The organism is Chryseobacterium sp. AC417 (genome assembly GCF_979258215.1).
Window position 1 is genome coordinate 2,276,732 of sequence record NZ_OZ409845.1, and the last position, 24,698, is coordinate 2,301,429.

Below are 24,698 nucleotides of genomic sequence, written 5' to 3' on the forward strand. Positions count from 1 at the left end.
ATATGGCGTTACAAATTTGTCCTGAATGCAAACAAAATTCATTTACATGGTTTATGAATGACAAGTCTAATATGACGAGTTGGAGCTGTTTTAACTGTGATTATGAAGCTAAAGAAAATGAAGCCGACGAATGTATATGTGAAAATTGCGAAAAGAAAACAAAAACGAAGTTGAAAGATAAACAAAAAGAATATTGGTGGTGTTCTAATTGTAATGAGACAACCGAAATATAAAAAAATAACCTCAGATCATTGAGGTTATTTTTTGATTGTGTCAAATTGAATTATTTCAAAATTTCTTTCAAAAACATCAAAGTATGATTCCAGGCTCTTTTTGCCATTACGGGATTATAATCTGCAGATTTCGGGTCGGTAAAAGTGTGTTTTGAATTCGCATAAGTGATGATTTGCCAATCAGCTTTGCCTTCATTCATTTCTTTAACCAGATTGTTATAATCTTCCGGCGTAACGCCCTTATCATCTGCAGGATTTTCCACTAAAATTTTAGTTGATATAGCTTCATTCGGTCGTGATTGATCTTTCCCGATACTTCCATGAATCGAAACCACACCCACAACGGGTAGTTTTCCTCTTGCAGATTCCAATGCTCCGGTTCCGCCAAAGCAATATCCTATAACGGCAATCTTCTCAGGAATAGCTCCGTTTTTCTTCAATTGTTCCAGCGCCAGAGAAATTCTTTTCTGGTAAGCCACATAATCTTTTTTGTAAAACCCAGCAGTTTTTCCTGCAGAAGCATTATCGGTCGGGATATTTCCTTCACCATATATATCAGCAATAAAAGCAATATAACCTTGCTTTTCTAAATCTGCGGCAGCAGTTTTTGCTTCCTCGTCAATTCCTTTCCAGGCGGGAAGAATCAAAACTCCGGGAAGTTTTTTTCCTGCATTTGAAGTAACCAGACCTTTGAGTTTTTGTGAACCGTCCTGATAAGAAACTTTTTTAAGATTTTGGCTGAAAACGGTTGCTGAAGCAAGCAATGTTGCGGTAATGAAAATCGATTTTATCATATCTATTAATTTAATTTTTTCAGGAGCTGTTTCCCGCTTTCCGCTACAATCTTTTTTTTTCAAAAAAAGGATTTCCGCTGCAATCGGGGCTAGAATTTTGTTCGTATTCAAATTTCAATCGTCAAATCAAAATTAATTTTGTCATTCCGTAGGAATCTAAACAAAATTATTAGAGTATAACATTAAAAGATTCATATCTGGATTCCTACGGAATGACAAACAATGTGCCCAATTAACAATTGGAATTAAACCTTGATCTAAATTAACAAAAATAACTTACAATGAGATTAATAAAATGGTATAAAATCTTTTAAGGTTTATAAAACTGATATTCTCCATTTTCATAAGATGCATTGATATGCTGAAATCCATTGGTCAGCACAATTTCTTTTGCTCCAATTATTGAATTGTACCGTGCGGTTTGTTCAAAAGTTTTTTCGGTTAATTTTATTTGAGGAGCCTTACATTCTATCAGAATTTTTGGTTGTGCTTTTTCAGTGACGAGAAGATCAATCCTTTTGGTTAAACCATTCAGAACGATCTTTTTCTCGGTAATCAAAGCCGATACAGAATATGATTTTACCGTAAGATAATAATGAATCCAATGCTGTCTTACCCACTCTTCAGGCGTTAGCAAAAGGTAAGTTTTGCGTACCAGATCATAGATAAAAAACTTATCTTTGTCTTTCTTGAATTTAAAATCAAAAGTTTCCTGAAAATTCAGTTTGGGAAGTTCCATTTATTACGATGAAAGAATTAGATTTAATCCTCAAAAATATTAAAAATAAAGAAGTTCTCCCGATTTATTTTTTCCACGGAGAAGAACCTTACTTTATTGATGTTGCTGTAAAAGCTCTTGAACACGACTTTTTGGAAGAGGACGAAAAAGCCTTCAATCAAACTGTGACTTACGGAAAAGACACAACGTATCAGGAAGTTCTTTCTTTGTCAAGACAGTTTCCGATGATGGGTGACAAACAGGTGATTATCGTAAAAGAAGCGCAGGATTTGAAGTTTAATGACGAAGAAAGCCGAGCTTTAGAAACGTATGTTGAAAACCCGGTTCCTTCTACAGTTTTGGTTTTTGCACACAAACATAAAAAGTTAGACAGCAGAAAAAAAGTCACCAAAACTTTAACGAAAATAAATGCTCTTTTTTTGAGCGAATCTCTAAAAGACCACAATCTCCCAAAATGGATTGCCGATGAATGTATCAGACTTAAAATAAAAACAGCCCCGAATATTTCTCATCTTCTTGCAGAATATCTTGGGAATGACCTTTCCAGAATTTCAAATGAATTAGGAAAGTTAAAGATCATTCTGAAAGATGACCAGATCTTAGATGGAACTATCGTTGAAAATCACATAGGTATTAGCAAAGAGTTCAATGTTTTTGAACTTCAGAAAGCTTTAGGGACAAAAAATGCGAATGCAGCATTCAAAATTGCTCATTTTATGGGTAAAAATCCTAAAAATAATCCGTTTGTGATGTTGCTTTCCAGTTTGTACAATTATTTTTCTAATGTGATCATTTACAATACAATGATAGGTCAATCACCACAAGTGATTGCATCGCAAATGGGCGTAAATCCTTACTTTTTGAAAGATTATGCCGAAGCAGCAAGATTGTATCCGCTAAAGCATTCTACCAGAGTGATTTCTATTTTAAGAGAGTATGACATGAAAGGGAAAGGACTGGGTGCAGTTAATATGAGCGAAGCCGAACTGATCAAAGAATTGGTGTATAAAGTTATCAATGTGGATAAGATTAAAATGAAGGTGTAATTAGATTGATCGTTGATTTGTCTATATTCTTATATCAATGAACATAAAACAATTAATCGGCAACCATTGACTATTCACATATTAAATATTGAAAACTATCATTAATTTTTCTTTAATTAAATATTAAAAATTACGAACTTTGTCGTCTTAAAAATTAAATCTTTTTGAAAAGGGAATTATGGAAGAAAATATTTTAGATTGTGTAATTGTAGGATCTGGACCTTCTGGTTTTACAGCAGCAATTTATGCAGCCAGAGCAGACTTAAAACCACAGTTATATACAGGTCTTGAGCCGGGAGGACAATTAACGACTACAACAGAAGTTGATAATTTCCCTGGTTATCCTGCAGGAATCACAGGTCCTGAAATGATGATGGATTTGCAGAAACAAGCAGAAAGATTCGATACAAAAGTTCTTTATGAGATGATTACTAAAGCCGAGTTTTCTAAAGAAGTTGGCGGTGTTCATAAATTATATGCAGGAAATAAAGAGATTTTCGCAAAAACGGTAATTATTTCTACCGGTGCTACTGCAAAATATTTAGGTTTAGATGACGAAAAAAAATACAATGGAGGAGGAGTTTCCGCATGTGCAACCTGTGATGGTTTTTTCTACAGAGGAAAAGACGTTGTGGTAGTAGGAGCAGGAGATACAGCTGCTGAAGAGGCAACTTATCTTGCGAAATTGGTTAATAAAGTGACGATGTTGGTGAGAAAAGGTGAATTCAGAGCTTCGAAAGCAATGATTCACAGAGTGGAAAATACACCGAATATTGAAGTGAAATTCCATCACGAATTGATTGGTATTGAAGGTGAAAATAATTTGGTTGAAAGAGCAGTTGTCATCAATAACCAGACACAGGAAAAATCAACAGTAGATGTTCATGGAATTTTTATAGCAATCGGTCACAAACCAAACACAGATATTTTTGTTGGTCAGATTGATTTAGATGAAAACGGATACATCGCAACAGAAAAAGGTTCGACCAGAACTAATCTTCCGGGTGTTTTTGCAGCTGGAGACGTTCAGGATCACATTTATAGACAGGCAATTACAGCTGCGGGAAGCGGTTGTATGGCAGCAATGGATGCCGAAAAATATTTAGCAGAATTGCATTAAATACTACAATTTGTATACACAAGCGCACCTGAATAAGGTGCGCTTTTATTTTGAAGCTTACGCAAATAAAAATATTGATTGACAAATAACTTACTTTTTATATAACAAATCTTTAATCTAATGTTGCTGATTTTTAGTGTTTTATTAATAAATTTCAATTTTTTGTTAAAATCATTTTGTCAGAATTTAAAAACATATTATATTTGCACCACCAAAAACAACGATACAATCGAAGTTAATGGAGAGATGGCAGAGTGGTCGATTGCGATAGTCTTGAAAACTATTGACTGTAACAGGTCCGGGGGTTCGAATCCCTCTCTCTCCGCTGGTAGAGATACTAAATTTAAACAAACCCTTGTTAATTAAATGATTAGCAAGGGTTTTTTGTATTCATTAATATCAAAACTATTCATTTATGCGTAAAACGAAAGGGTCTAATTCGGTTACCATAAATATCTAGAATTCTGGGTAACCGAATTTTTCAAAAAACTCGATGGACAAGTACTTTAGAAGTGGTCTAGCTGACTTATTCAGTATTTGAACATCTTGTGAACTGAAGAAGTTAAAATTATCTGACATTCCATACTGCAAGACATACATTTGCAACAACTGTTACACTTTCTAATGGTGTTCCGATTGAAAGCGTGAGCAAAATGCTTGGGCACACTGACATTAAAAACCACACAGGAAATTTTGGAGAATTGTGGATGTTATGGCAGAAAATATGATCCCTTGACTGTGCAGCTACAGTGTTTTAATTCTTGTATTTACAGTGATTAAAGTTTCATTTCTTTCTTAATAGTAAATCGCCCATACATAGGCTCGATAATTATTCTAACGTAAATCCTTTTTAATAACCAAATACTTCAAATTGCTGTTTCCCGCATTACTTATACCATGTTCAGCATTTGGCGGACAGTACAAACTTGTATTTTGATATGCTTCCACTGTTTTACCGTCGAGATAAAAAGTGGCTGTTCCTTCCAGTATATAAAAAAATTCTTCTTCAGGATGGCGATGGGGTGGGTGTGTCGATTTTCCAGGTTCTACGATGCTCATTTTCAAGGTGTTTTCTTCAGTATTTTTTTTGTCGGCAAACCAATACTGATAACCTGATTTTGTTTTTGTAGCCTTACTCATGTCAAATGGCTTGACACAGTCTTCAATCAAATACTTGGTTGTTTCCTGACTTGAGGCTGCTTTTTGGGCATATCCTTTCTGTGTACACATAATGCTGATGAGCAGGATTAATATAAATTGGGTCACTCTTTCCATTCCTTGATAATTTATGAAATCAAATTTAAAACCTTTATACAACAATTAAACATAATTTCTTTTTTTTCCGCTCATCTGATGTTACCATTGTTGAAAATCAAATTTATCTGCACTTCTAGGAGGTATCTGCAGAAATATTGAAGGTTTCAGATTAAAATAATTTTTTACCAAGTATTTCAAATATTAAAGGATCAGAGAATTCCCTGATTTTCTAAAATTCAGTTTTTTCCCCGACTATTTTGTTGTTCCGATTGGAGAAATTTGTATCAGACAAAAGGGATAAACCAATATGTTGGAGGCCGAAAAGGTAACAAGATTAGCGACTTAGAATTTGATAGTCTGCGACATGCAAAAATAAATTAATAACCAAAAAAAATATTATGGCAGATACAGTGAATAATCAGACGACAGATGCAGTTACACAAACCAATGTAACCGTACTTGGGGAGTCTCCGGCGCAGGCGATGAGTATGCTTTATCAGATGGCGACGCATGCCAGTGGAATCTCCATTCAGAACTCGGTAACCAATCAGCATAATTTAAATCAGCTCAATCCGGCAATTGTTGCAGATGCTATTAAGATTTTAAAAGGATAAATAAAACTTAGAAAATGGACGAGAATAAAAGTGAAACAGCAGAGCCTCAGGAAGCCGATGCAATGACTACTACACAAAAATCGGTACAGTTCATCAATGCCGAAGTATTATCGCCGCCTGCAGCCGATCCATTAGGAGGCATTGCAAAACTGATGATTGAGCAGTCTACAGGAATGATGGTTCAGGATTTACAGTCTTTTCTAAAAAGTTTTGAACAGCTTGGGCTTATTGCAATAAGCAGACTAGCCAATAATTTACTGACTTACGGAACATGGAGTGAAAACAAACCTCCACCAGGGGATAACCTTTCCGCCGAAAATTATAATCATCTACAAGGAAATGAAATGATACGGGATTTATTTAACATTGTAAGTGATTATGCCGATGCAAAGGCGAAAATCTCTAGTACCATGTATCATCCTGCGGTTCTTAATACGGATAATCCGACAGTTGTGCAGAATGCAAACGCCCGATCTGATGATCTCAAAACTACCGAGGACAACGAAAAAAAAAACGAGTAACCGAAGAGGTTTCCCAACAGAAGGATAATGCTGAAGAAGGAATTCCGATCACGGAAGACAATGATCTGAAAACGGAAAAACCGACAGATACAATTGATAGAACAAACTTACAGGAAGCCTCGAAGCCTATCGAAGTGCATATGAGCGAGGCTCCAAAACAAACACTATTCACAAAAATAATGAACAAACTTAAAAAAAATAAAATATGAATTATTCAAACGAAACAAAACCGGCAAAAATTTTAAACTTAAGCTCTCTAAAGGAAGTGAACGAAAGCCTTTATCTTACCAGAGAAAGTGATACCGAATATTTTAGTGTAAAAAAGCCGGAAAACAACAGTGACCGTGTTACCTTTTCCCTTGCTACAGCAGATGTCAACATCCAGCCCATTATAAGACATGTGATCTGTACCAATAAAGGGAAGAGGTACAATAACTACCAGTCATTCGTGATCGAACCTAAAAGAAAATCTACAGGGATTGTGGTGATCATGATTAAACTGGAAGAGCAGCAGACTTTTTTCTGCAATGTGAGAATTCTCCCACTTAGCAGCCTGAGTGACATTACTGAGCCTGAAATTGACTCTAAGCTTCTTACAGTAAATCTTGAAAAAGCGAAATGTATTGTGAAAACTGATATTACGATCACCTCATCCAATACAGGGGAGGCCTTGTATTCAGTTCATGATGTGGATGTTAGTGCGATATCAGATCTGGTCACCCAGGGTTTAATTGTCGAGTTAAAAAGAGAATTGGAATTTCAGGGATCAAAATTAGTTGCCCATTATTTTCAGGAAATCTTAGACATCATTATCAATGAAAACCCCACCAATACAGGAAAATTACCAATTATTCCCGATGAATATTTATTGAATCTTCCTAATGACCAACTGAAAGAACTGATGTCTGCCAACGCTATCTCTGGATCCATGCTGCTGGAAATCATTGGAAGTAATGTCATTAAAGATCTTAACAGAGACTGGACTGCTGCAGAAGCTTTCATCGGTTATTTGCTTTAAAACATATCAATTCCTGAAAATCTGCCTTTAAGAATTTATATATAAAAAGTCAAATATATGCGCAGAATAATATACCAGAGATTAAAACCTCATAAACGTGTGGCTCATACTCATCCAATCATCATAGATGTAGAGCCCATCAAACCTGAAGCCGTGGAAAAAGAAACGATAATGCCGTTTGTGATCAGCCATGAAGAAGAAATTATCGCTTACATAAAGGAAAAAGCGATTAAAGAAATTTTCATTTATTTATCACCTCTGCTCGAAAAACTGGAAGAAGGGGTAAAACAGCAGCAGTCACAGCAGCAGGAATCTCAGGAAACTGCATTGCAAGGAGGTCTTCTTCCGATGGATAGTGGAGACCGCTTAAAAAGCCTTCAGGAATCTTTCAAAATGAAAGAGATGAAGGTGGCAAAAAGAATGAGCCAGCTTCAGGCAAAATTTGCGAATATGCGCAGATAAAAGTACAACCTCAAAAAATATAATATGACAGACAAACAAAATGAAATCAACGCTGAAGTTGTAGGAATGTCTTCTACGGTACCTTCCGCCATATTAATGCAGGTCAATTCGCATTCGACGGGATTAATGTATCAACATTCAGTCTTGAATCAGCAGAGAGATTCGCTCATCGGATTGAGTAGTTCTGCAATGGGGATTAAAAAAATGAGTTCTGTAAAATTAAAAAAAGAGCTCAAGATTTTTAGAAAAAGCCGTTTCGACTTTTAATTATAAAAGAAATAAGAAATGTGTTTTAAATGAAATATCACCTTCAATATCAGATAAAGTCTTTATGATATTTCAATTAATATGAAAACTAGTTTAACAATCAAATAATCATTAACCGAGATCAATCTCAAAAAAACATTTACATTATGACAGTGAACACACAAATCACAGATGCAGTAACGCAATCCAACGTAAAAGTTGTAGGAGAAGCACCTGCAATGGCTCTAGGTAACGTATACCAAACAGCGGCTCATTCTACGGGACTTATGTTCGAAAATGCAGTGAACAATCAAAATCAACAGAACATCCTGGGACAGGCAGCAACTACTCAGGGAGTAATGCAAATCTACAGCGTAGATACAGTAGCTGACGCGATGTCGATCGCCAGAATGCTAAATCCTAATCCGTAATCGGGTAGTTGAAAGCACGGTATTTCCAGCAGCCGGAAACCAATCCGGTATCTTTTAAAACAAAAAAAATCTAAAAAAACAACCGGAAAATCCGGTTTATTTAAACTCTAAACAATTTTAATTATGTCAATCGTAAATCAACAAGTCACAGATGCAGTAACGCAAACCAATGTAAAAGTAGTAGCAGAAGCTCCGGCAATAGCTATCGGTAATGTATACCAGACCGCAGCCCATTCAACAGGACTTATGTTTGAAAATTCAGTTAATAACCAGAATCAGCAAAACATCTTAGGACAGGCAGCTACAACTCAGGGAGTAATGCAAATTTACAGTGTGGATACGGTAGCAGATGCTATCTCAATTGCAAGAATGCTGAATCCTAATCCATAATCAGGTAGTTCAGGCAACAAATATTGGCAACCGGAAATCAACCCGGTTGCTTTAAAACCAAATCAAAATTTAATTACATAACCGGATAATCCGGTTACTTAAACCTTCAAAAAAAAATTAATATGGCATTCGTAAATGAACAAATTACTGACGCAGTAACACAAACTAATGTTAAAGTAGTTGCAGAAGCTCCTGCAATGGCTTTAGGAAATGTATATCAAACAGCTGCCCATTCTACAGGGCTTATGTTCGAAAATGCGGTAAATAATCAGAATCAACAGAATATTTTAGGACAGGCGGCCACCACACAGGGAGTTATGCAGATTTATAGCTTCGATACGGTAGCAGATGCTATTTCTATTGCAAAAATGTTGAATCCCGGTTAATAATCCGATAGTATAAATAGTACAGATGATTAGTAACCGGAGATCAATCCGGTTACTTTTAAACCAAACTTTAAAAAAAATTAATTATGGCATTCGTAAACCAACAAATCACAGACGCTGTAACACAGACTAACGTGAAAGTAGTTGCAGAGGCTCCTGCAATGGCTTTAGCAAATGTATATCAAACCGCTGCCCATTCCACGGGGCTCATGTTTGAAAATGCGGTGAACAATCAGAATCATCAGAATATTTTAGGACAGGCTGCTACTGCACAAGGCGTCATGCAGATTTATAGCCTTGATACGGTAGCAGATGCTATTTCAATTGCCAGGATGATGAATCCCTCTTAAGTATGCTTTCAGGATCTTTTCAGGGAGGAGATTACCATTCTCCCTGATTTTTAGATTACACAAATTATAACAAATTAAATCATTTAATATGAGAGAATTAATCACAGCATTTTTATTACGGCATCCACGCAATCTCCGGGCTCGCTGGGATCGTGTTGCCCCTTTTTACAAACACTTTTTAAGGATAGAGAGGTATGCCCCTACAATTCGTGCTATTAACGAAAAAATTTATCCACCTACATGGAGGGGATTTCCGCCTTTCATCCCTTTTCGTATCCTAGGGAAGCGGTTGGGTTGGAGCGTTAATTATGGTGAACATAAATTTAATTTCAGAGTTTTGGCAGGAGAAGCCAGCCCACAATTTAATGCCCGTTTGCTTTATGAATATTCAAAGGCTTCCGTAACAAGGTCAGTCCCATTTTCTCTTATAGGAGAAGGAAATAGAATTTTTGGAGCAAGACCTCAGGGAGGGCTTACTACAGCGGGGATTGGTGGGCCGGTACGTACGACACACAATGATCTGGAATTGACGATGACCAATGTAGCTGAGTCAGGGCATTTATTCAGCGGCGGGTATTTGGAGTTCAGATTTGTGGAAATTAACGGTTTTGTCTACACTGAAATCAGGGGGGGCGGATATAATAATTTTAAATGGATTAATCAGATCGTTGGAACCAGGTTATTTCCTTCTATGGCAAAAGCCGCCGCTGCTAAATTTAGGGAATTACAGAATCTTTCACGCATAGACCATAGTGTAAAAAAATTTTCTGACTATTCTGAAAGAGAATAATTATTTATCCAACAAAACAATTTCATGTGCATTTACAATATCATTTTGTACAGCATAAATTACCAGTCCTGCACTATTTTTCACAGAGGTTTTAATCATCAGATTTGTTTTGTGAGTCTCTACTGTTTTCGGGGAAATGCAAAGGGTATCTGCAATTTCTTTAGTGTTTAACTGTAAACAGACCAGCCTCAGAACCTCAATTTCACGTTCTGTGAGATCATCCTTAGAGAATGAATGAAATTCGGGAAGCTTGTTAGAGAGCTGACTTCTCATCAACTCTACCTGCTCATTCGAAAAATAGTGCCCGTGATAATGTACGGCATTCATTACCTTTAACAAATCGTCAAGATCAATCTCTTTAGGCAAAAAAGCATGTGCCCCCATTTTTAGCATTTGTCCCATAAATGACCTTCTGTAAAAGCTTGACAATACAATGATCTTGGTTTCTGTGTTTCTTTGAGCCAAGACAGACATTACCTCAAGTCCGTCACCATTAGCCATTCGTAGATCCAGCAGGAGAATTTGCGGTAAGCTGGTATCAGTTTCATTCAGGAAATGATTGCCGCTGGTTGAGGTCATTACAACATAATAATCTTTGGTAGTATTGATATAGTTTGTTAAAAGTTGCACAAATAAAAGATCATCGTCCACGATGCCTACCTTAATTTTAGAGTGTTCCATTTTAGATGTATTAAATATTTGCAAGGATAATGAATTGTGTACCTTGTCGTGGTCCGGATTTATATTTATAAGCAGCCCCTATTTGTTTGGCTCTTAATTGAATATTACGCAGTCCGATTCCTGCTGCTTTTTGTTCAAGGCTAAAACCGCTGCCATTATCATACACTATCAGAATCATATAATTTTTCGAAATTCTTAGCGAAACGGTGATAAGCGTAGCATTGGCATGTTTTAATATATTATTAATCAATTCCTGAAATATTCTGAAGGTGTTTAATTTTACCGGATTACTGATGCTTTTTTTCTGCGAAACCAATGGATAATATTCGACACAAATACTTGTCTTCACTTCTTCAAGGTAATCGGAGATCAAATCTGCCAGTTCTATCTCACTAAGATCTGGAGGAGTCAGCTGATGGGAGAATTCCCGTATAATCTGCATGGATTTTTTTAAATCTGTATGAAGTTCAGTCATATCTCTGTAATTAACATTCAGCCGTAAGATGTTCAGCCGGGATATGATATTGTCATGAATTTCCTTAGCAAGCCTTTCCCTATCTTTCTCCTGGAGATATAGGGTGTCTTCACCGTATCTTGTCTGTATTCTATCAATTAACGAGGCTGCTTTCCGCTTATTTTTTTTGATGTTTTTGATATAGCCAAGAATCAGAATAGTAACAAAGGTGGTAGTTAAGAGTAATAATCCGATACCAATCCAGATCCATAAGATAATTACGTCCTCACTTCGCCCGTTTTCCATCCTAAGTTAATAAAAGTAATATATAAGAACCATAATAATACACCACGAAAGAGCCAAACGGGCGCTACCCACTGCAAATGATGACTGATAAGAAAGTTAAACGTTGTTGAAACAATACTTTCAATTGAGAAAAATAAAAAAATAAAAATATTTGCAGTAAGTAAAGCTTTGTCAATTCCCGGATTCTTGAATACATGCATAAAATACACTGCTGCAAAACTACAGATCACAATATCGGTAATAATATTTTGATAAAAAGTGATTGATTCTATACCTTGTCTGTGGGTGAAATTTAATAGGAGTGAAAATCCCGCAAAAAAATAAATGATACATTTTACAAAAAAAGGAATTTTAAAAAAATATTTGCTGTAAATCTCGGTCATCATTAGTAAACAAAAGCTTTGGCTGAATGGATAAATAAACATGTTCGCTGTATTTACTTTGATGAGCCGAAAAATAAGATCAGGCAATTCTGCTATCAGCTCACCCAAAAAGAAGATAAATAAAAGCTTTTTGGAGTGTTTTCTCCACATAAGGAGCGCAAATCCTACAAGCAGTGTAGCATTAATGACAAACTGTAGGTAAAACGACAGCTGGTTATAGGTAAGCATCACTCTTTAGTAATAATTTATAATTTGAGCTTGGATCTGAGGCAGTAAATGGCGGGCGTGGCGTAGAATAGTTTTCAGCGGTTTTGCTCATGCTGTTAATTTTGACATCTTTTATGGTGATCAATTCTATATGGTAGCCATTGATATTGGTAGAATTTGATTTTTCATTTGTAATTCCAAAGAATGAGATACATGACTGATCCTCCTCAAGCGACATTCTTTGAAAATCATCAAAAGGGATTGTGATGATACGGAAAAAATCTGTTTTTTGTGCTGCCATCCATGTACTGCAATACATATTGAAAATGAAGTTACGGTAAATTGCAGATTCTGAAGAAATAGGAGGGCCGGAACTTAGCTGAATGTCAGGTACGCTGATCGGTGGCTTACGGTTCAGTTCTTTTGTTGTGATAAAACTGAAATCTTCCTGAGCATCACTTTCGGAGTCTATTAAATATAATTTGAATACGTTATCATCAATACCTGCATACACATGTATAGATGGGTTTGAAGTGTTTCCCAGACGTTTTGTCCATTCTTTGATTACAGAGGCTTCCGTGGAGAAATGTGAGCCTTGGTTTAAAAATTCTAGAAGCTGCTTCATGCTTTCTAAGTTTCCTTTCTGATAGGAATCTACCAGCGTCTTCCAGTTCTTTATGGCCTGGTAAATAGGGTCGAGGTTCATGTTGAGTGATTTGATGGTTAATATTTTTTAAATTTACAAAAAAAGGCTCTTAACTTATCAAGTAATCAATTTTTGGTGTATTGTTTTGTAAGGATGAGAAAATCTAGTGTTTAAATTATTTAAAAAATTAAATAAAATAGAGCTAACAGAGACCACTTATTTCATTTTATAGACTGTGAACAATAAATTCACTTTGAGTAGTTTATAAAAAAACTGGTCACGATAGTATCAATGAGATGTACACTTTTTGAATAAATCGCCATCGTAGTCAAGAATCATAAATTTAATCCATAATTAATGCTGACGTCATCTATATAAAACGACAATCAGATAGTTTAGCAAAAATTAAAAAACTAAAAACATCAAATTAATTATGATTCAAAAACCACGACTCCTTGGATGGATGCTTATGCTTGCCGTAACGAGTATCGGATGCCAGAACAATGAATTTGCTTCAGTTTCGATGGACGAAGAACTGTCTTCAGAACTCAATGTCGATAGAGCAGCCACAGACGTAAGTGTTAATTCTTATGTGGACACAAGTAGCTACATCAATTCTGGCTTTGGTTTTCTAAACCCATCTCAGATCAATAAAAACCGTCAGGCTGTAGGAGGAAATGCTTATACTGAAGTCTATGGATTTAATATTCCCGAAGAAAACAGAGTAAGAGGAATCCGTTGGAATACCGATGATGAAACGACATCGATCTGGAGACCTCAAGGGATTGCAGGATTTGCAAAAGATGGTATTCGTTATCTGTTGGTAAGCTGGTACGCAAAGGATGCTGCTGTGTATAAAGGTTCCCGCATTACTCTGATTGATATCAGTCCGAGTTCGAGTACGTATCTTACCTATCGTCATATTCTGCTGGTGCAGCCCGATATTCCTGCAAATACATCAACCTATTCGCAATATGGTTCGTACGCTCCATTGAACGTACATGCAGGGGGAATTGCCTATTTTAACGGTAAAATATATCTCAGCAGCACGAATTTAGGTGTTCGGGTATTTGATTTGAATAAAATAATTGAGGTAAGTACAGGTGACACGACCAATGAAAAATGCGGTAAAGATGCCAATGGGAATTTATTCGCCTTCAATTATCGGTATATATTGCCTCAAGTAGGATATCAAAAGATCAATAATGGTAATCCTTTCTCCACCATTCAGGTCAATGACGAAGGCACTCAGTTCTGGACAGGGCAATACTATGCAGGCAGTTCTGATGCAACAATTGTTCCCAAAGTTTTTGGTTTTCCCGTTGGCACAAATGGGACACTTCAAAATACAGGAATTGTCGCAGTAGCCCCAAAGAATAGTCTTTTTACAGATAATCACGCTCATGGAATACAGGGAGTTTTCCGAAAAGGGAACAGAACATGGCTTTCTTGTACCGGATCGCCAAGCAATTCTTACGGTTCCAATGCCAGATTAGCACGCTATACCGACGGAGCAGATGATACTGTACGTTACCGATGGCCGTATGGAGCCGAATCCCTTTACTACGAATCTCAATATGGTTATCTTTGGAGTTTGACGGAGTATGAACCTAATGCCGGAGCACAGAATGGAAGTCAGGTTAATCGATGCATTTTTGCGGTTGATTTTACTAAATATGAATAGTATGCTGTTATTATGGATGATCTAAATTGACCCAGATATTTCAATAAATCTAAACTGTATTCATAATCAAGCTATCTTTGAAACTGGATCCTCATTGTAGTCTACTATTTGAATTCATCTTTAAAGGTGAATTCAAATAGTAGACTAATTAATTTTTCCTAAAAAGTAGAAATGGTATTCCGCATGCACACCGGCCTTTTGTAATGCCATTTAATAAACTAGAGAATTTTCAACAAGAATATTATCATTTCCAGCTTTTGTTAGAGTGGATTAAGATTTCACATCCTCAAGTTTAGTATGTTTTTATTTTTTTATTTTTTAGCCCAATTATCGTATAGGTAAAATCTTGATCCTGATGATAAAATATAATGGTTAATGGAATACCTAAAATATATTCAGTAATGCAAATATTGTAAATCCTATTATTCTTGACAAAAAAAATAATTTCATCATTTATAAGGAATTTACATCTATTACGATTATAAAACATAATATCCTCATACTCATTACAGTGAATTTTTAAATCTTTTAATACCATTTCCTTTGGCATATTCAAATATTTATTGAGGTAAAATTCAATTTTTTTTAACTTTCCTGTCATCATAAATAGATCTGTGTCTTAGTGCGCCCCAATTTCTTTCAGGATATAAATAGATTTATACAAAATTGAACGATGGCTCAAATTTTTAAACAACTAACAATAAAATATCCCGAATGCTGAAGCAATGCTACGCTTTTCTAAGTATGATAACAAATAAATATAGGTTCATATGACTGAAAATGGATTACCTTTTATATCGTAATATTCGCTTTATACTGATGTAATTCCATCTTACGGATTACAAATATGCACCACTTGATAATTAACAAGTATAGAATCATTGTTGATCACTGTGCTTTTGATTGTGAAGAAATTGAGAAGGTGAAATATCAATAACTTTTTTAAATGCATTGGCAAATTTGCTTTGTGATGAAAAGCCAGCTTCCTCGGCTAAACTTGCTACTTTATACTTTAGGTATTTAGGTTCTGATCTGATCTTTGCGATGATGTAGTTGATGCGAAGTTCATTGATGTAATTGTTAAAATCCTTTTGCTTAAAATTATTGATAACATAAGATAGATACTTTGTGTTTGTTCCACAGTACGTTGCTAAATAGGGAAGTGATATAGTGTTCCGGGTATATAATGTTGTTTTTTCAAACTTTTCAAGTTTTGCAAGAATTTTCTGTTCTGTGGCGGCTGACATCATGGGCTGTTGTTCAGAATTATTGATCGTAATTGCTATTCGTTCAGCCTCAGCAATTTCCTTGGTCTCAATCTGGGTTTTCAGTTCTGAAAAGCTTTGCTGTACATCATCAAAGCGCTCTCTTGCTACTTTAAGCTTCTCGTTATGTTGTTTTTTGCGGATTATCACCATGATCAACACAATTACGAATAATCCTGCGATAATAAATATGTAAAAGGTCTTTCTTGAGTTTTTTTTCTCTGTAACTGTATTTTTCTTTTCCAGCTCAGAAATTTCCTTATTGATAAAAGCAGTATTATTCTTAACTATTTTTTCTACAGCAGAGTCTTTTTTAGCAGTAATCTCTTCAAATTTTTTTATGTCTTTTATTGCAAGATAATATTGCTGTGAAGTGCTGTATATCTCCCTTTTTAAATTGATGTGGTTAGATTGCTCAGAAATATTTTCTGCTTTTGTAAGATATTCTTTTGCCATTTTCCAGTCATGCATACCTATATATACTTTTGCAAGCCCGTTATACACTAAGCCTTTTAAAAAGTTATCGGGCATCCTGTCAAGAATTTCCTTTGCGCTGCGGTAGCAATCAAGAGCTTTAGCATAATCGGTTAACTCATAATGGCAAAGACCCTCTAATTGCAAATTGCTAGCGGTAAGAAAAGCTTCCTTGTTTTCAGACAGGTCAAAATACTTTTGCGACTGCTTAATAAAACCGATGGCCTGTGTATAGTTTTTTAAGTCAATTTCATAATATGCCTTTTCCTGCATTACAAAACCTCTCATATTGTTGATTACTCTTTGATCATTCAGCTTATCAATACTTCTTTCTGATTTTTCAATATACTTTTTAGATTTTTCAAATAACCGGAGATTTCTATATTGAGTCGAAAGAAAACCGTTGATCTTAGCCTGCCATAGATAGTCTTCAGAATTGAGAACAACCTTTTCAGCTTTCAGGGCAAAGTCCACTGCTTTTTTCAGATCTCCCGATTGTTGCAGAAGGGTAGCAGAAAGCATAAGGCTTTTTGCCTTAAGTTTGGGCGATTCTGATATTTGATACAGCGAATCAGCAACTTGTAAAGCCTTATCAAAATCTTTTTGTGATGTTTCTAGAAAAGTTCTTGTATAAATACGGTTGTAATCGTCCAGATTTTGTGCTTGCAGAGTGGCACATAATAACAGTGAAATAAGAACGTAAGACAATTGCAATTTCATAAGATTTTCTTATTATGTATTTAAATCGTCAAAAATACAATTTTCAGATCTAAGGGAATTATAATATCTTTTTTGAGCCTATGTTATAATTTAATTTTAATATTATTAAAAAAAGCCCTCTCATGTAGAGAAGGCTAAAAACACAAATGATGAAAAAAAATAGCTTTTCAGCTATACTTTTAGATAATTTGATTTATCAATTTCTTTAAACATTGTTTTTCAATACGTGTATTGATATTTCAATGAATCAGTACCATATTTCTTATGTGTTACAAAAGTAATGGTAACTTAAGATGCTTCCAAGGAATTCTGTGACCAATTCGTGAAAACGGACAATCATTTAATGATATCAAGTGCTATACCATTTTGATAATAGGTTAGTTGTAATTTATTTTCATGCAATAGCGAATTATTTTAAACATTTTCATAATCTGGATTTTATGTCAGATTTTTTTATATTCAGACCATATCAGATGATCTGTTTTCCCGAAAAGGGCCGTTAGATACGTTGTGAGAAATTTTCTATAGATCTATTTTTGCTCTGCTTTTCAAATACAACACAATACTCAATATATCTTCGGGTCACAGTTATTTATTTATAACTGATGACCTTTTTAATACCACCCAAAATATAATACTGTGAAAATTACTAATAAAAGCTATATTAATACTATTAGGTTTGCGACCCTGTCATTGTTTTTTATCCTGATTACAGCAACAATTTTTATATCCAGTTTTACAATAAAGCTGATCCTTATAACTGCAGCTTTCTTGTTAATTATTTTTGCCGTTACCGTCAAATATAGAGTTTACGAATTTTCCGGTGAGTGCATGACGTTCAGAAAGTATCCTTTATTCACAAAAGGTTATGTGCGCCCCTATGTTGAAATACCTGCTTCCTACATTACAGATTATACAGTCAGCAGATTTTTGTATATCTACTACATATCAATTTCGATTGACAGTGGAAGTGCGGCTCCAAAAACAATCAATCTTTCACTTCAATGGTTTACAGAATCTCAGATCAGAAGTATAGTTAAGACAATAGCATTCGTTGAAAAAAAATATGATATAAATTATGAATCGAGTGAAGAAAGGGAGTTTATTTATACCAGTCATCATCGCTCTGTATCTTAACATAATATGTAAGATGGCTGCCAAGCATTCTGCAGAGTACTTTCAATAACGTCTTAAGTTCAATGATAAAGTTCCAGTACAGACATTTATTTAATTATAGTTAACCGATAACATTGATGATATTAATTATCAATCAGAATAAATACAAATTGAGAAGTCTTATTCTTTTTTTTATCACGTCTACAAGACAAGCAAATTCTGCTATTAAATTTGGTAGTTTAGCAAGATTCCTATATTTCATTTTTATTCTTTTTTCAAACCCATTCATTTATGCTCAGCATATTCCGGAAAAAGAAAGTGTTCAGTATCATTTTATTTTTTTACAAAACAATGCACTGATATATTCTGAAGACGATGCTTTTAATCAACAGATCGAGCAGGGAAATATCGTTATCAGTAGATCGCAGGTTTCAATTACCCATGTTTTAGAAAAAAAATATCTGGTAATATCACCTATAAAATCTGTCAATGTACCCAAAAGTCTTTCATTGCAGCTAAAAAATACAGAGGATGAGAAGAAAGAAAATCTTATAAGAAAAATACAAAAACAAATAGCAGAATATAAACTTAGAACAGAAAGTTTTCGCACAGATGTTTTTAAAAGTTACCCGTCAGCAAATCATATTTCAACAACACGAGGCGGTAATAAAAATTACATAAGTTTATGCACAGACAGCCAGGTTGATTCTAAAATTTATTTTGAAGAAAGTCATTATTCTCTTAAGAATGCTTTATATTTTTTGCATTCCCAAAAATTCAGTTGTTATAATAACAAATCTTTAGATTTTTGTTTCTCACAGGTATTTTCTGCAAGACCACCTCCATGAGTATGAGTATCAATAAGTTTTTTTAATTTCTATTATTACCTATCTCATATTCTTGAGATAAATTATTCTAATACTTTTATATGAAAAATAAAATATTTTTGGCGTTATTGTTAACTGTTACTAATATAACGTTCGCCTTGGCTCAAAGTGGAGGTTCTCTGTATTTTTCTGCACAGGGAACAGGGCGTGTTTATGATATTACAGGTACCACGCCATCTACAGTGCAGACAACTTTGCCTGCCGGAATTACAACACCTTCATACTTTAATGCAAATAATGGGATCGATATCAGTAACCTAGCTGTAGGATATGATACAACGGTTGCAAATCAGCCTTTGGTAATTATTCATTCAAGTAATGCTAATGGTGCTAATGTTCTTAAGAATGGAACTGCTACTGGGAATACACTTCCGGCGGGAATCGGTGGATTAGGTACCAACAATGTTTTAGGAACTAATTTTGGACAGGTTTTTGGCTTCAGTGGTAAAAATCTCTACAGGGTATATCCTACCGTATCTGCAGCAATACCTGTTACCGGTGATGCAATTTGGAATGGAACTGGAGGTAATAATTCTACTGTATTTGCAAGTGATACGTTTTATGATTATCAGAATAACGTTTATACTATTTTGGAGAATCTTAATGGAACAACATACACAAGATATCTCTATAAAATAGCAATTAACGGAGCTGTTTCGGCAGCTACTGCAACTCAGGTTGCGGCAATTACGGGTCCTGTAGGCGTAAGAAATGCTACTGTAGGCACAAGTACAACTATAGATGTTGGCAACGTAAGAGGAAGTGCATATTTAAATGGGTTCGTATTTGTTGCTGCTGGTAATACTGCAGGTGGAGCAAGTGAGGCTTTAATTTACCGTATCAATATTTCTACCGGAGCATCAAATTATTTGGCAACATATACAGGAACTGGATTTGGAACCAACAATCTTGACTTGGCTTCTGTTGATTATTTTGTACCATTTACTTTTAATTGTAATTCAATAGCATTGCAAGGAACGACTCCGTATACGGCAGGGAGTTCTTCCACCAGAACTCTACGTATTCCTGTTTCAAATATCTATTCACCCGGAAACTATGTGATTAATGTTACCGGAACAGATTTCACCAATCCTTCTTTCTCTGCTTCTGTAACTACGGCAACTACATTTATTGATGTTCCTCTTACATATAATGGGACAGGCGGTGCCGGATCAAGAACTCTTACCGTTGACCTGAACGGAAGTACAACAACCTGTACTATACTAGCGACGATAGAGCCAGATACAGATAGTGACGGATTAGTCGACAGTGTAGATCTGGATTCTGATAATGACGGAATCTTGGACCTTTTCGAATGTACGGAATCAGTAGTAAATCAGCCATACAATACTTCAAATGGTACAACTGTTTCATTTTCAGCACCTGCTGCAGATTTAGGATTTGTATTTGATGTCTATACTTTAGATAATTCATTCAACTTAAATATAAACGGAGTGAATTTAGCGACCAGTGAAATTCAGTTCCAGTCAGATCAGGTAGATAATATAAGGTTCGTGGGAGGTGACAGATATGGTATTGGTTCGGTTCCACAAATTTATAGTATGACCGGTAACGCTACTAATCCCCTCATCAGAATTATAATTCAGAAGAATGGAAGTGTGAGTATATATGGAAGCAAAGCGTCAAACGGACCATTATTTCAACTGGAACTTTATAATGGTAACGTTTTAAATACGATAACCTGGAATAGAACTGGTGCGAATAGTGTAATACTGAGTCAAGCTGTTGTAGGTGCAACCTATATTACAGGCAATGGAAACGGATTGAAAAATGGTTTTTGTGACCCGGATAATGATTTAGTTTCGAATCAATTTGATACAGATTCAGACGGGGACGGTTGTCCGGATGCAATAGAAGGTTCAGAAAATGTTACATATTCTATGGTTAATCCTTTGACTTCACCTACCCACTCTGGTCAGATAAAAGTTTTAGCAAACGGAACAACTGCGGGAACTCCTGCTCAGGTTATCAGTACCGTTCCTGCTGCAAACGGTGTTCCTTTACTGGTAAATAATGCGGTCAATAATACAGGCGGTGTTGCGGGTGTAGCAGATAATACAGGTGCTTCTCCTGTTACAGGAGTAGGTCAGGCTGTTGGAAATTCCCAAAATTCAGGACTTAATGACTGTAAATGCTACAGAAATCCAACAACAACTTTAGGAACTGATAATGCTACGAAGCACGGTATTACCGCATTTAACAGGGCAGGAGCAAATAATACAAACTGGCCGATGATCAGGAATAATGGTTGGACAGTTCTTGAAGCCAATACAAAAGCATTTGTGATGAATCGAATGCCTGTTGCAGCCACTACTGCCGGTGCTGTTATTGCAGGTGAGCCTGTAAATGCAGCATTAACTTCTCCTGTTATAGCCCTTCCGATAGTAGGAATGACCTTCTATGATACGACCAACAACTGTATGAAAATAAATATAGATGGTACAAGAACAGGGTGGAAGTGTTTTAACACACAGTCTTGTCCTGAAGAAAATTAATATTAAAAATTAAAAAAATGAAATTTATATATTCAATATTTTTAAGCCTGTCATGTGCAGCCACATATTCTGCACAAGTCGCAATCGGAAAAACAACTACTCAGGCTGGTGTCTCTTTAGAATTTGGGACCGGTAATAAAGGTTTGATATTGCCGTGGGTTTCGGCTGCAGCTAATGTAAGTTTAAACCCGACTGCCAATGCGAAAGGAGGAGCTCTTATTTTTGATCGAAACGACAGCAGAGTTAAACTTTCAAGAAATAACGGAACGTGGATTGACCTTACGGTACGAACCAATGAATTACCTGCAATAGGAACGAATGCTGTAGTTGCAGCACCCATCCAGGCAAGCCCGGCTGTAGAGCAGACCACTGCAAAAATGCAGATTGGAGGTGTTTTTACGGATAATACTCCGGGAATTCTTGTGTTGGCAGATACTAATAAAGCGATGATTCCGCCATTGGTGGCAGACCCCGCTAACACGATCAAAAGCCCTGCACCGGGAATGCTTGTTTACGACACGGTTAAAAAACTGTTTTGTGTTTACAATGGAACTGTTTGGTCTTATTGGAGAGCAGACAGCTAAAACCAGCTAAAAATAACATTGTTATAAAAGTCACTTCATTTTGAAGTGGCTTTTTGTTTTCTTTTGCATGTTGTTGAATAATTATTAACCATATTTTACAGCTATCAATTGATAGTACTGATTTTAATGGGAATGTTATGATTTTTTTTAATATCAATAAGTATTTGAACCAATAAATTACAACATCTTCGGTGTAGACATCTATGAGGTACTATAATAGTTCCGTGCTAGAAAAGATAGAAATGTGTAGTTTTTATTGTAATCACCAGTTGAAGATTATTCATTTGATAAAACAATTTAACCAAAATGATCAATGATTTGCAAATTGATATTTTCTCCTGATATCATCTTCAAATGAAAATTTACTTTAACTCTATCCAGGTAGGTGCGTGGTCACTGCTTTTTTCCCACCCCCGTACATGTTTATCTACCCCAGCGTCTATAAGTTCAGACATTAAATAAGGGCTTAAGAGAATATGATCTAATCTCATGCCTGCATTTCTATCGTATGAATGATAGAGATAATCCCAAAATGTAAAAATCTGCTCGTCGGGATAGATTTGTCTTAAAGAATCAGTCCAGCCGCTTTTTTCAAAATCACGAAATGTTTTTCTCATTTCCTTTGTGAAAAGCGCATTATTAGTCCATTTTTCCGGTTTGTAAACATCTAATTCAGTGGGGATAATATTAAAATCACCTATAAGTATGGCAGGGAGATCCATCTTTATGAGTTGATTAGTTCTTTTTTTTAACCTTTTGATCCATGAAAGTTTATAATCAAATTTTGGCCCCGGATAAGGATTTCCATTGGGAAGATAAATGCAGCATATTACTTTTTTATCAATGATCGCTTCAATGTATCTGCTCTGAAAATCATCATCATCACCAGGCAAAGTATTTTGAACTTCCTGTATCTTATGATTTTTTGAAAGAATGGCAACACCATTCCAGCTTTTCTGCCCTTTCCAAATCGCATCATACCCTGCTTTATTAATCTCAGTTATTGGGAATTTATCATGAGGACATTTAAGTTCTTGTAAACACACGATATCAGGCTTAGATTCTTTCAGCCATCTGAGTAAGACAGGCAATCTGCCATTCACTCCATTGACATTGTAGGTTGCGATTTTCATAAAGCTAGATTTTTCGTTATTTTGCTTTTAATTTTCAGATCATTTTATACATTTGATTTTTTCATGATCATTTTAAAGTAATATTCACCATGGCTGTCATATGGATTCCAGTATCAGGGAATAGATATCCAGTTAAAATATCCAACGCATCACTCAGTTATTATTGACCAAATTAAATCTGCCTCGATCATTCAGATATGACTTATTGGGACTAAATGTAGAATTAGTTTTTTCTTTTTATAATAGGTTGTCTGTTAAAATTCAGGGAACATTTAGATTTGTAAGTAGTACTATTTCAGAGTAATTCTATAGTGTCCTTTTTCGTCCGTTACATCTATACCCACCCCTTTAAATGTTAATTTATTAATCTGGTAACCATTACAGCCACTATTAAATTCAGACGACTGTATTGAAAAATCAAAAATTTTAACTGCAGAATAAAAAGTGTAATTCTTTGTACCGTCATAGGTACCTACATTTTCTAAAATGACTTTTCCGTCATCAGTTTTCGTCAGCTGTATCACAACTTGATTTTCGTCAGTGACCGAGAATGGATGCAGTGTTCCATTTGTTATCAGATTTTCGCCATCAATATCAACAAATTCAAACACGACCGGTTGAGGAGAATTATAACAATCTTCACCACAGGCTGTTAATATAAAAGTCAGTACAATAAACAGAATCATTTTTTTCATGGGATAAAAGATTAATTCAGAGTAATGTAAAGTTAGCGATTAAACGTTTGCATGCAAATTATCAGAATAAATATTTTATTGATTATTCTTTCAGATATTGTGAAGTTTAAATAAAACTCCAAAGTACCTTATCATTAAAGTGATCCAGATTTTTATCATCAGTTCGGAATATTCTTTTTTTTTAACTCAGGGGATATAAGACAGGAAACAGCGAGAGGTTTGCAGGAGTATATTGATAGTTCTTCGGATGTAGAAAAACAAGATCTGAAAACGTACGAAGTTTTTATTGAAACGGTATAAACTGCCAGAAATAAGAAGTATGCTAACAGGGAGTTCTGTTGGCGATTTTATAACAAGTCATTTTTTACCTTCATAATTCTCAATACCGCTATTAGATTGAAGAGATGTTCCGTGGGAATCGTTGGCTGGGATAATTCTTGACGCATTTTGCGGAATTGGAGCAACCCAATTCTAAAACATCCGCCAGTCTTAGCTTTTCTATGTTTTAGAAAAAAAATTGCACAAAATTTAATTAATAGATATCCTCTTC

General features: G+C 35.3%; 29 protein-coding genes, 1 tRNA gene and 1 pseudogene. 20 read left to right on the plus strand and 11 right to left on the minus strand.

Annotation, left to right across the window (positions count from 1 at the left end; genetic code table 11):
- Positions 1-2 precede the first annotated feature (2 nt).
- A complete protein-coding gene (locus ACZZ9T_RS10875; RefSeq protein ID WP_463442104.1) occupies positions 3-233 on the plus strand; it encodes a hypothetical protein in 231 nt (76 codons plus the stop codon).
- Between the two features lie 50 nt (positions 234-283).
- On the opposite strand, the gene ACZZ9T_RS10880 is transcribed toward ACZZ9T_RS10875, so the two are convergent.
- Both ACZZ9T_RS10880 and ACZZ9T_RS10885 read right to left on the minus strand, forming a co-directional pair.
- On the minus strand, positions 284-1,027 hold the full coding sequence (locus ACZZ9T_RS10880; RefSeq protein WP_463442105.1) for a dienelactone hydrolase family protein: 744 nt from the start codon (positions 1,025-1,027) through the stop codon (positions 284-286).
- Positions 1,028-1,337: 310 nt separating this feature from the next.
- Positions 1,338-1,766 (minus strand): type I restriction enzyme HsdR N-terminal domain-containing protein, encoded by a 429-nt coding sequence (locus ACZZ9T_RS10885; protein WP_463432025.1) that lies wholly within the window; start codon positions 1,764-1,766, stop codon positions 1,338-1,340.
- A gap of 8 nt (positions 1,767-1,774) precedes the next feature.
- Here ACZZ9T_RS10885 and holA point away from each other — a divergent pair, with 8 nt between their 5' ends.
- The 4 genes and pseudogenes from holA to ACZZ9T_RS10905 all read left to right on the plus strand — a co-directional run.
- On the plus strand, positions 1,775-2,812 hold the full coding sequence (holA, locus tag ACZZ9T_RS10890; RefSeq protein ID WP_463442106.1) for a DNA polymerase III subunit delta: 1,038 nt from the start codon (positions 1,775-1,777) through the stop codon (positions 2,810-2,812).
- A gap of 178 nt (positions 2,813-2,990) precedes the next feature.
- Positions 2,991-3,932, plus strand: a complete 942-nt coding sequence (gene trxB / locus ACZZ9T_RS10895; protein WP_229984658.1) for a thioredoxin-disulfide reductase — start codon at positions 2,991-2,993, stop codon at positions 3,930-3,932.
- Positions 3,933-4,172: 240 nt separating this feature from the next.
- Positions 4,173-4,257 (plus strand) — tRNA-Ser (locus ACZZ9T_RS10900).
- Between the two features lie 247 nt (positions 4,258-4,504).
- Positions 4,505-4,609 (plus strand): annotated as a pseudogene (locus tag ACZZ9T_RS10905) (tyrosine-type recombinase/integrase); the annotation flags it as partial.
- Positions 4,610-4,766: 157 nt separating this feature from the next.
- Here ACZZ9T_RS10905 and ACZZ9T_RS10910 read toward each other — a convergent pair.
- Positions 4,767-5,207: a cupin domain-containing protein gene (locus ACZZ9T_RS10910; protein ID WP_463442107.1), complete on the minus strand. Its 441-nt coding sequence runs from the start codon at positions 5,205-5,207 to the stop codon at positions 4,767-4,769.
- A gap of 380 nt (positions 5,208-5,587) precedes the next feature.
- Between ACZZ9T_RS10910 and ACZZ9T_RS10915 the strand changes: the two genes are divergently transcribed.
- From ACZZ9T_RS10915 to ACZZ9T_RS10960, 10 genes are all read left to right on the plus strand, one after another.
- Entirely contained in the window at positions 5,588-5,803 is a 216-nt protein-coding gene (locus ACZZ9T_RS10915) for a RebB family R body protein (RefSeq protein WP_463432033.1), read from the plus strand.
- Positions 5,804-5,817: 14 nt separating this feature from the next.
- Complete coding sequence (locus tag ACZZ9T_RS10920) at positions 5,818-6,324, plus strand: hypothetical protein (protein ID WP_463442108.1); 507 nt, start codon at positions 5,818-5,820, stop codon at positions 6,322-6,324.
- A 205-nt stretch (positions 6,325-6,529) separates the two neighbouring features.
- Positions 6,530-7,342, plus strand: coding sequence for a hypothetical protein (locus ACZZ9T_RS10925; RefSeq protein ID WP_463442109.1), 813 nt, complete (start codon positions 6,530-6,532; stop codon positions 7,340-7,342).
- Between the two features lie 57 nt (positions 7,343-7,399).
- Positions 7,400-7,804: a hypothetical protein gene (locus ACZZ9T_RS10930; protein ID WP_463442110.1), complete on the plus strand. Its 405-nt coding sequence runs from the start codon at positions 7,400-7,402 to the stop codon at positions 7,802-7,804.
- Between the two features lie 24 nt (positions 7,805-7,828).
- Positions 7,829-8,071 (plus strand): RebB family R body protein, encoded by a 243-nt coding sequence (locus ACZZ9T_RS10935; RefSeq protein ID WP_463432041.1) that lies wholly within the window; start codon positions 7,829-7,831, stop codon positions 8,069-8,071.
- Positions 8,072-8,217: 146 nt separating this feature from the next.
- Positions 8,218-8,481, plus strand: coding sequence for a RebB family R body protein (locus tag ACZZ9T_RS10940; protein WP_463432043.1), 264 nt, complete (start codon positions 8,218-8,220; stop codon positions 8,479-8,481).
- A gap of 123 nt (positions 8,482-8,604) precedes the next feature.
- On the plus strand, positions 8,605-8,871 hold the full coding sequence (locus ACZZ9T_RS10945) for a RebB family R body protein (RefSeq protein WP_463432045.1): 267 nt from the start codon (positions 8,605-8,607) through the stop codon (positions 8,869-8,871).
- A 122-nt stretch (positions 8,872-8,993) separates the two neighbouring features.
- Positions 8,994-9,257 carry a RebB family R body protein gene (locus tag ACZZ9T_RS10950; protein ID WP_463432047.1) on the plus strand — a complete coding sequence of 88 codons (264 nt, stop codon included), beginning with the start codon at positions 8,994-8,996 and terminating at the stop codon, positions 9,255-9,257.
- Between the two features lie 86 nt (positions 9,258-9,343).
- Positions 9,344-9,607 (plus strand): RebB family R body protein, encoded by a 264-nt coding sequence (locus ACZZ9T_RS10955; RefSeq protein WP_463432049.1) that lies wholly within the window; start codon positions 9,344-9,346, stop codon positions 9,605-9,607.
- Between the two features lie 337 nt (positions 9,608-9,944).
- Positions 9,945-10,397, plus strand: coding sequence for a hypothetical protein (locus ACZZ9T_RS10960; protein ID WP_463442111.1), 453 nt, complete (start codon positions 9,945-9,947; stop codon positions 10,395-10,397).
- Here ACZZ9T_RS10960 and ACZZ9T_RS10965 read toward each other — a convergent pair whose 3' ends face one another.
- Genes ACZZ9T_RS10965 through ACZZ9T_RS10980 form a run of 4 tightly spaced genes read right to left on the minus strand, consistent with a single transcriptional unit; the run spans position 10,398 to position 13,134 of the window.
- On the minus strand, positions 10,398-11,078 hold the full coding sequence (locus ACZZ9T_RS10965) for a response regulator transcription factor (RefSeq protein WP_463442112.1): 681 nt from the start codon (positions 11,076-11,078) through the stop codon (positions 10,398-10,400).
- Positions 11,079-11,088: 10 nt separating this feature from the next.
- Complete coding sequence (locus tag ACZZ9T_RS10970; protein ID WP_463442113.1) at positions 11,089-11,838, minus strand: sensor histidine kinase; 750 nt, start codon at positions 11,836-11,838, stop codon at positions 11,089-11,091.
- Complete coding sequence (locus ACZZ9T_RS10975; RefSeq protein ID WP_463442114.1) at positions 11,811-12,449, minus strand: hypothetical protein; 639 nt, start codon at positions 12,447-12,449, stop codon at positions 11,811-11,813. Before ACZZ9T_RS10975 ends, ACZZ9T_RS10970 begins: the two co-directional genes overlap by 28 nt.
- Positions 12,436-13,134 (minus strand): hypothetical protein, encoded by a 699-nt coding sequence (locus ACZZ9T_RS10980; protein WP_463442115.1) that lies wholly within the window; start codon positions 13,132-13,134, stop codon positions 12,436-12,438. Before ACZZ9T_RS10980 ends, ACZZ9T_RS10975 begins: the two co-directional genes overlap by 14 nt.
- Before the next feature lie 373 nt (positions 13,135-13,507).
- Between ACZZ9T_RS10980 and ACZZ9T_RS10985 the strand changes: the two genes are divergently transcribed.
- Entirely contained in the window at positions 13,508-14,758 is a 1,251-nt protein-coding gene (locus ACZZ9T_RS10985) for a hypothetical protein (RefSeq protein ID WP_463442116.1), read from the plus strand.
- A 292-nt stretch (positions 14,759-15,050) separates the two neighbouring features.
- Here ACZZ9T_RS10985 and ACZZ9T_RS10990 read toward each other — a convergent pair whose 3' ends face one another.
- On the minus strand, positions 15,051-15,362 hold the full coding sequence (locus ACZZ9T_RS10990) for a hypothetical protein (protein WP_463442117.1): 312 nt from the start codon (positions 15,360-15,362) through the stop codon (positions 15,051-15,053).
- 274 nt (positions 15,363-15,636) lie between these two features.
- Complete coding sequence (locus ACZZ9T_RS10995) at positions 15,637-17,217, minus strand: tetratricopeptide repeat protein (protein WP_463442118.1); 1,581 nt, start codon at positions 17,215-17,217, stop codon at positions 15,637-15,639.
- A 639-nt stretch (positions 17,218-17,856) separates the two neighbouring features.
- Between ACZZ9T_RS10995 and ACZZ9T_RS11000 the strand changes: the two genes are divergently transcribed.
- The 4 genes from ACZZ9T_RS11000 to ACZZ9T_RS11015 all read left to right on the plus strand — a co-directional run bounded on the left by ACZZ9T_RS11000 (position 17,857) and on the right by ACZZ9T_RS11015 (position 22,320).
- Positions 17,857-18,354: a hypothetical protein gene (locus ACZZ9T_RS11000; protein ID WP_463442119.1), complete on the plus strand. Its 498-nt coding sequence runs from the start codon at positions 17,857-17,859 to the stop codon at positions 18,352-18,354.
- A gap of 116 nt (positions 18,355-18,470) precedes the next feature.
- The gene (locus ACZZ9T_RS11005; RefSeq protein WP_463442120.1) at positions 18,471-19,181 is read left to right on the plus strand and encodes a hypothetical protein; all 711 of its coding nucleotides are present in this window, start codon (positions 18,471-18,473) and stop codon (positions 19,179-19,181) included.
- A gap of 80 nt (positions 19,182-19,261) precedes the next feature.
- Positions 19,262-21,736 carry a beta strand repeat-containing protein gene (locus ACZZ9T_RS11010; protein ID WP_463442121.1) on the plus strand — a complete coding sequence of 825 codons (2,475 nt, stop codon included), beginning with the start codon at positions 19,262-19,264 and terminating at the stop codon, positions 21,734-21,736.
- Positions 21,737-21,753: 17 nt separating this feature from the next.
- Positions 21,754-22,320: a hypothetical protein gene (locus tag ACZZ9T_RS11015; protein WP_463442122.1), complete on the plus strand. Its 567-nt coding sequence runs from the start codon at positions 21,754-21,756 to the stop codon at positions 22,318-22,320.
- Positions 22,321-22,682: 362 nt separating this feature from the next.
- On the opposite strand, the gene xth is transcribed toward ACZZ9T_RS11015, so the two are convergent.
- Positions 22,683-23,453 carry an exodeoxyribonuclease III gene (xth, locus tag ACZZ9T_RS11020; RefSeq protein WP_463442123.1) on the minus strand — a complete coding sequence of 257 codons (771 nt, stop codon included), beginning with the start codon at positions 23,451-23,453 and terminating at the stop codon, positions 22,683-22,685.
- Positions 23,454-23,743: 290 nt separating this feature from the next.
- Complete coding sequence (locus ACZZ9T_RS11025; RefSeq protein WP_463442124.1) at positions 23,744-24,148, minus strand: membrane lipoprotein lipid attachment site-containing protein; 405 nt, start codon at positions 24,146-24,148, stop codon at positions 23,744-23,746.
- Positions 24,149-24,698: the final 550 nt, after the last annotated feature.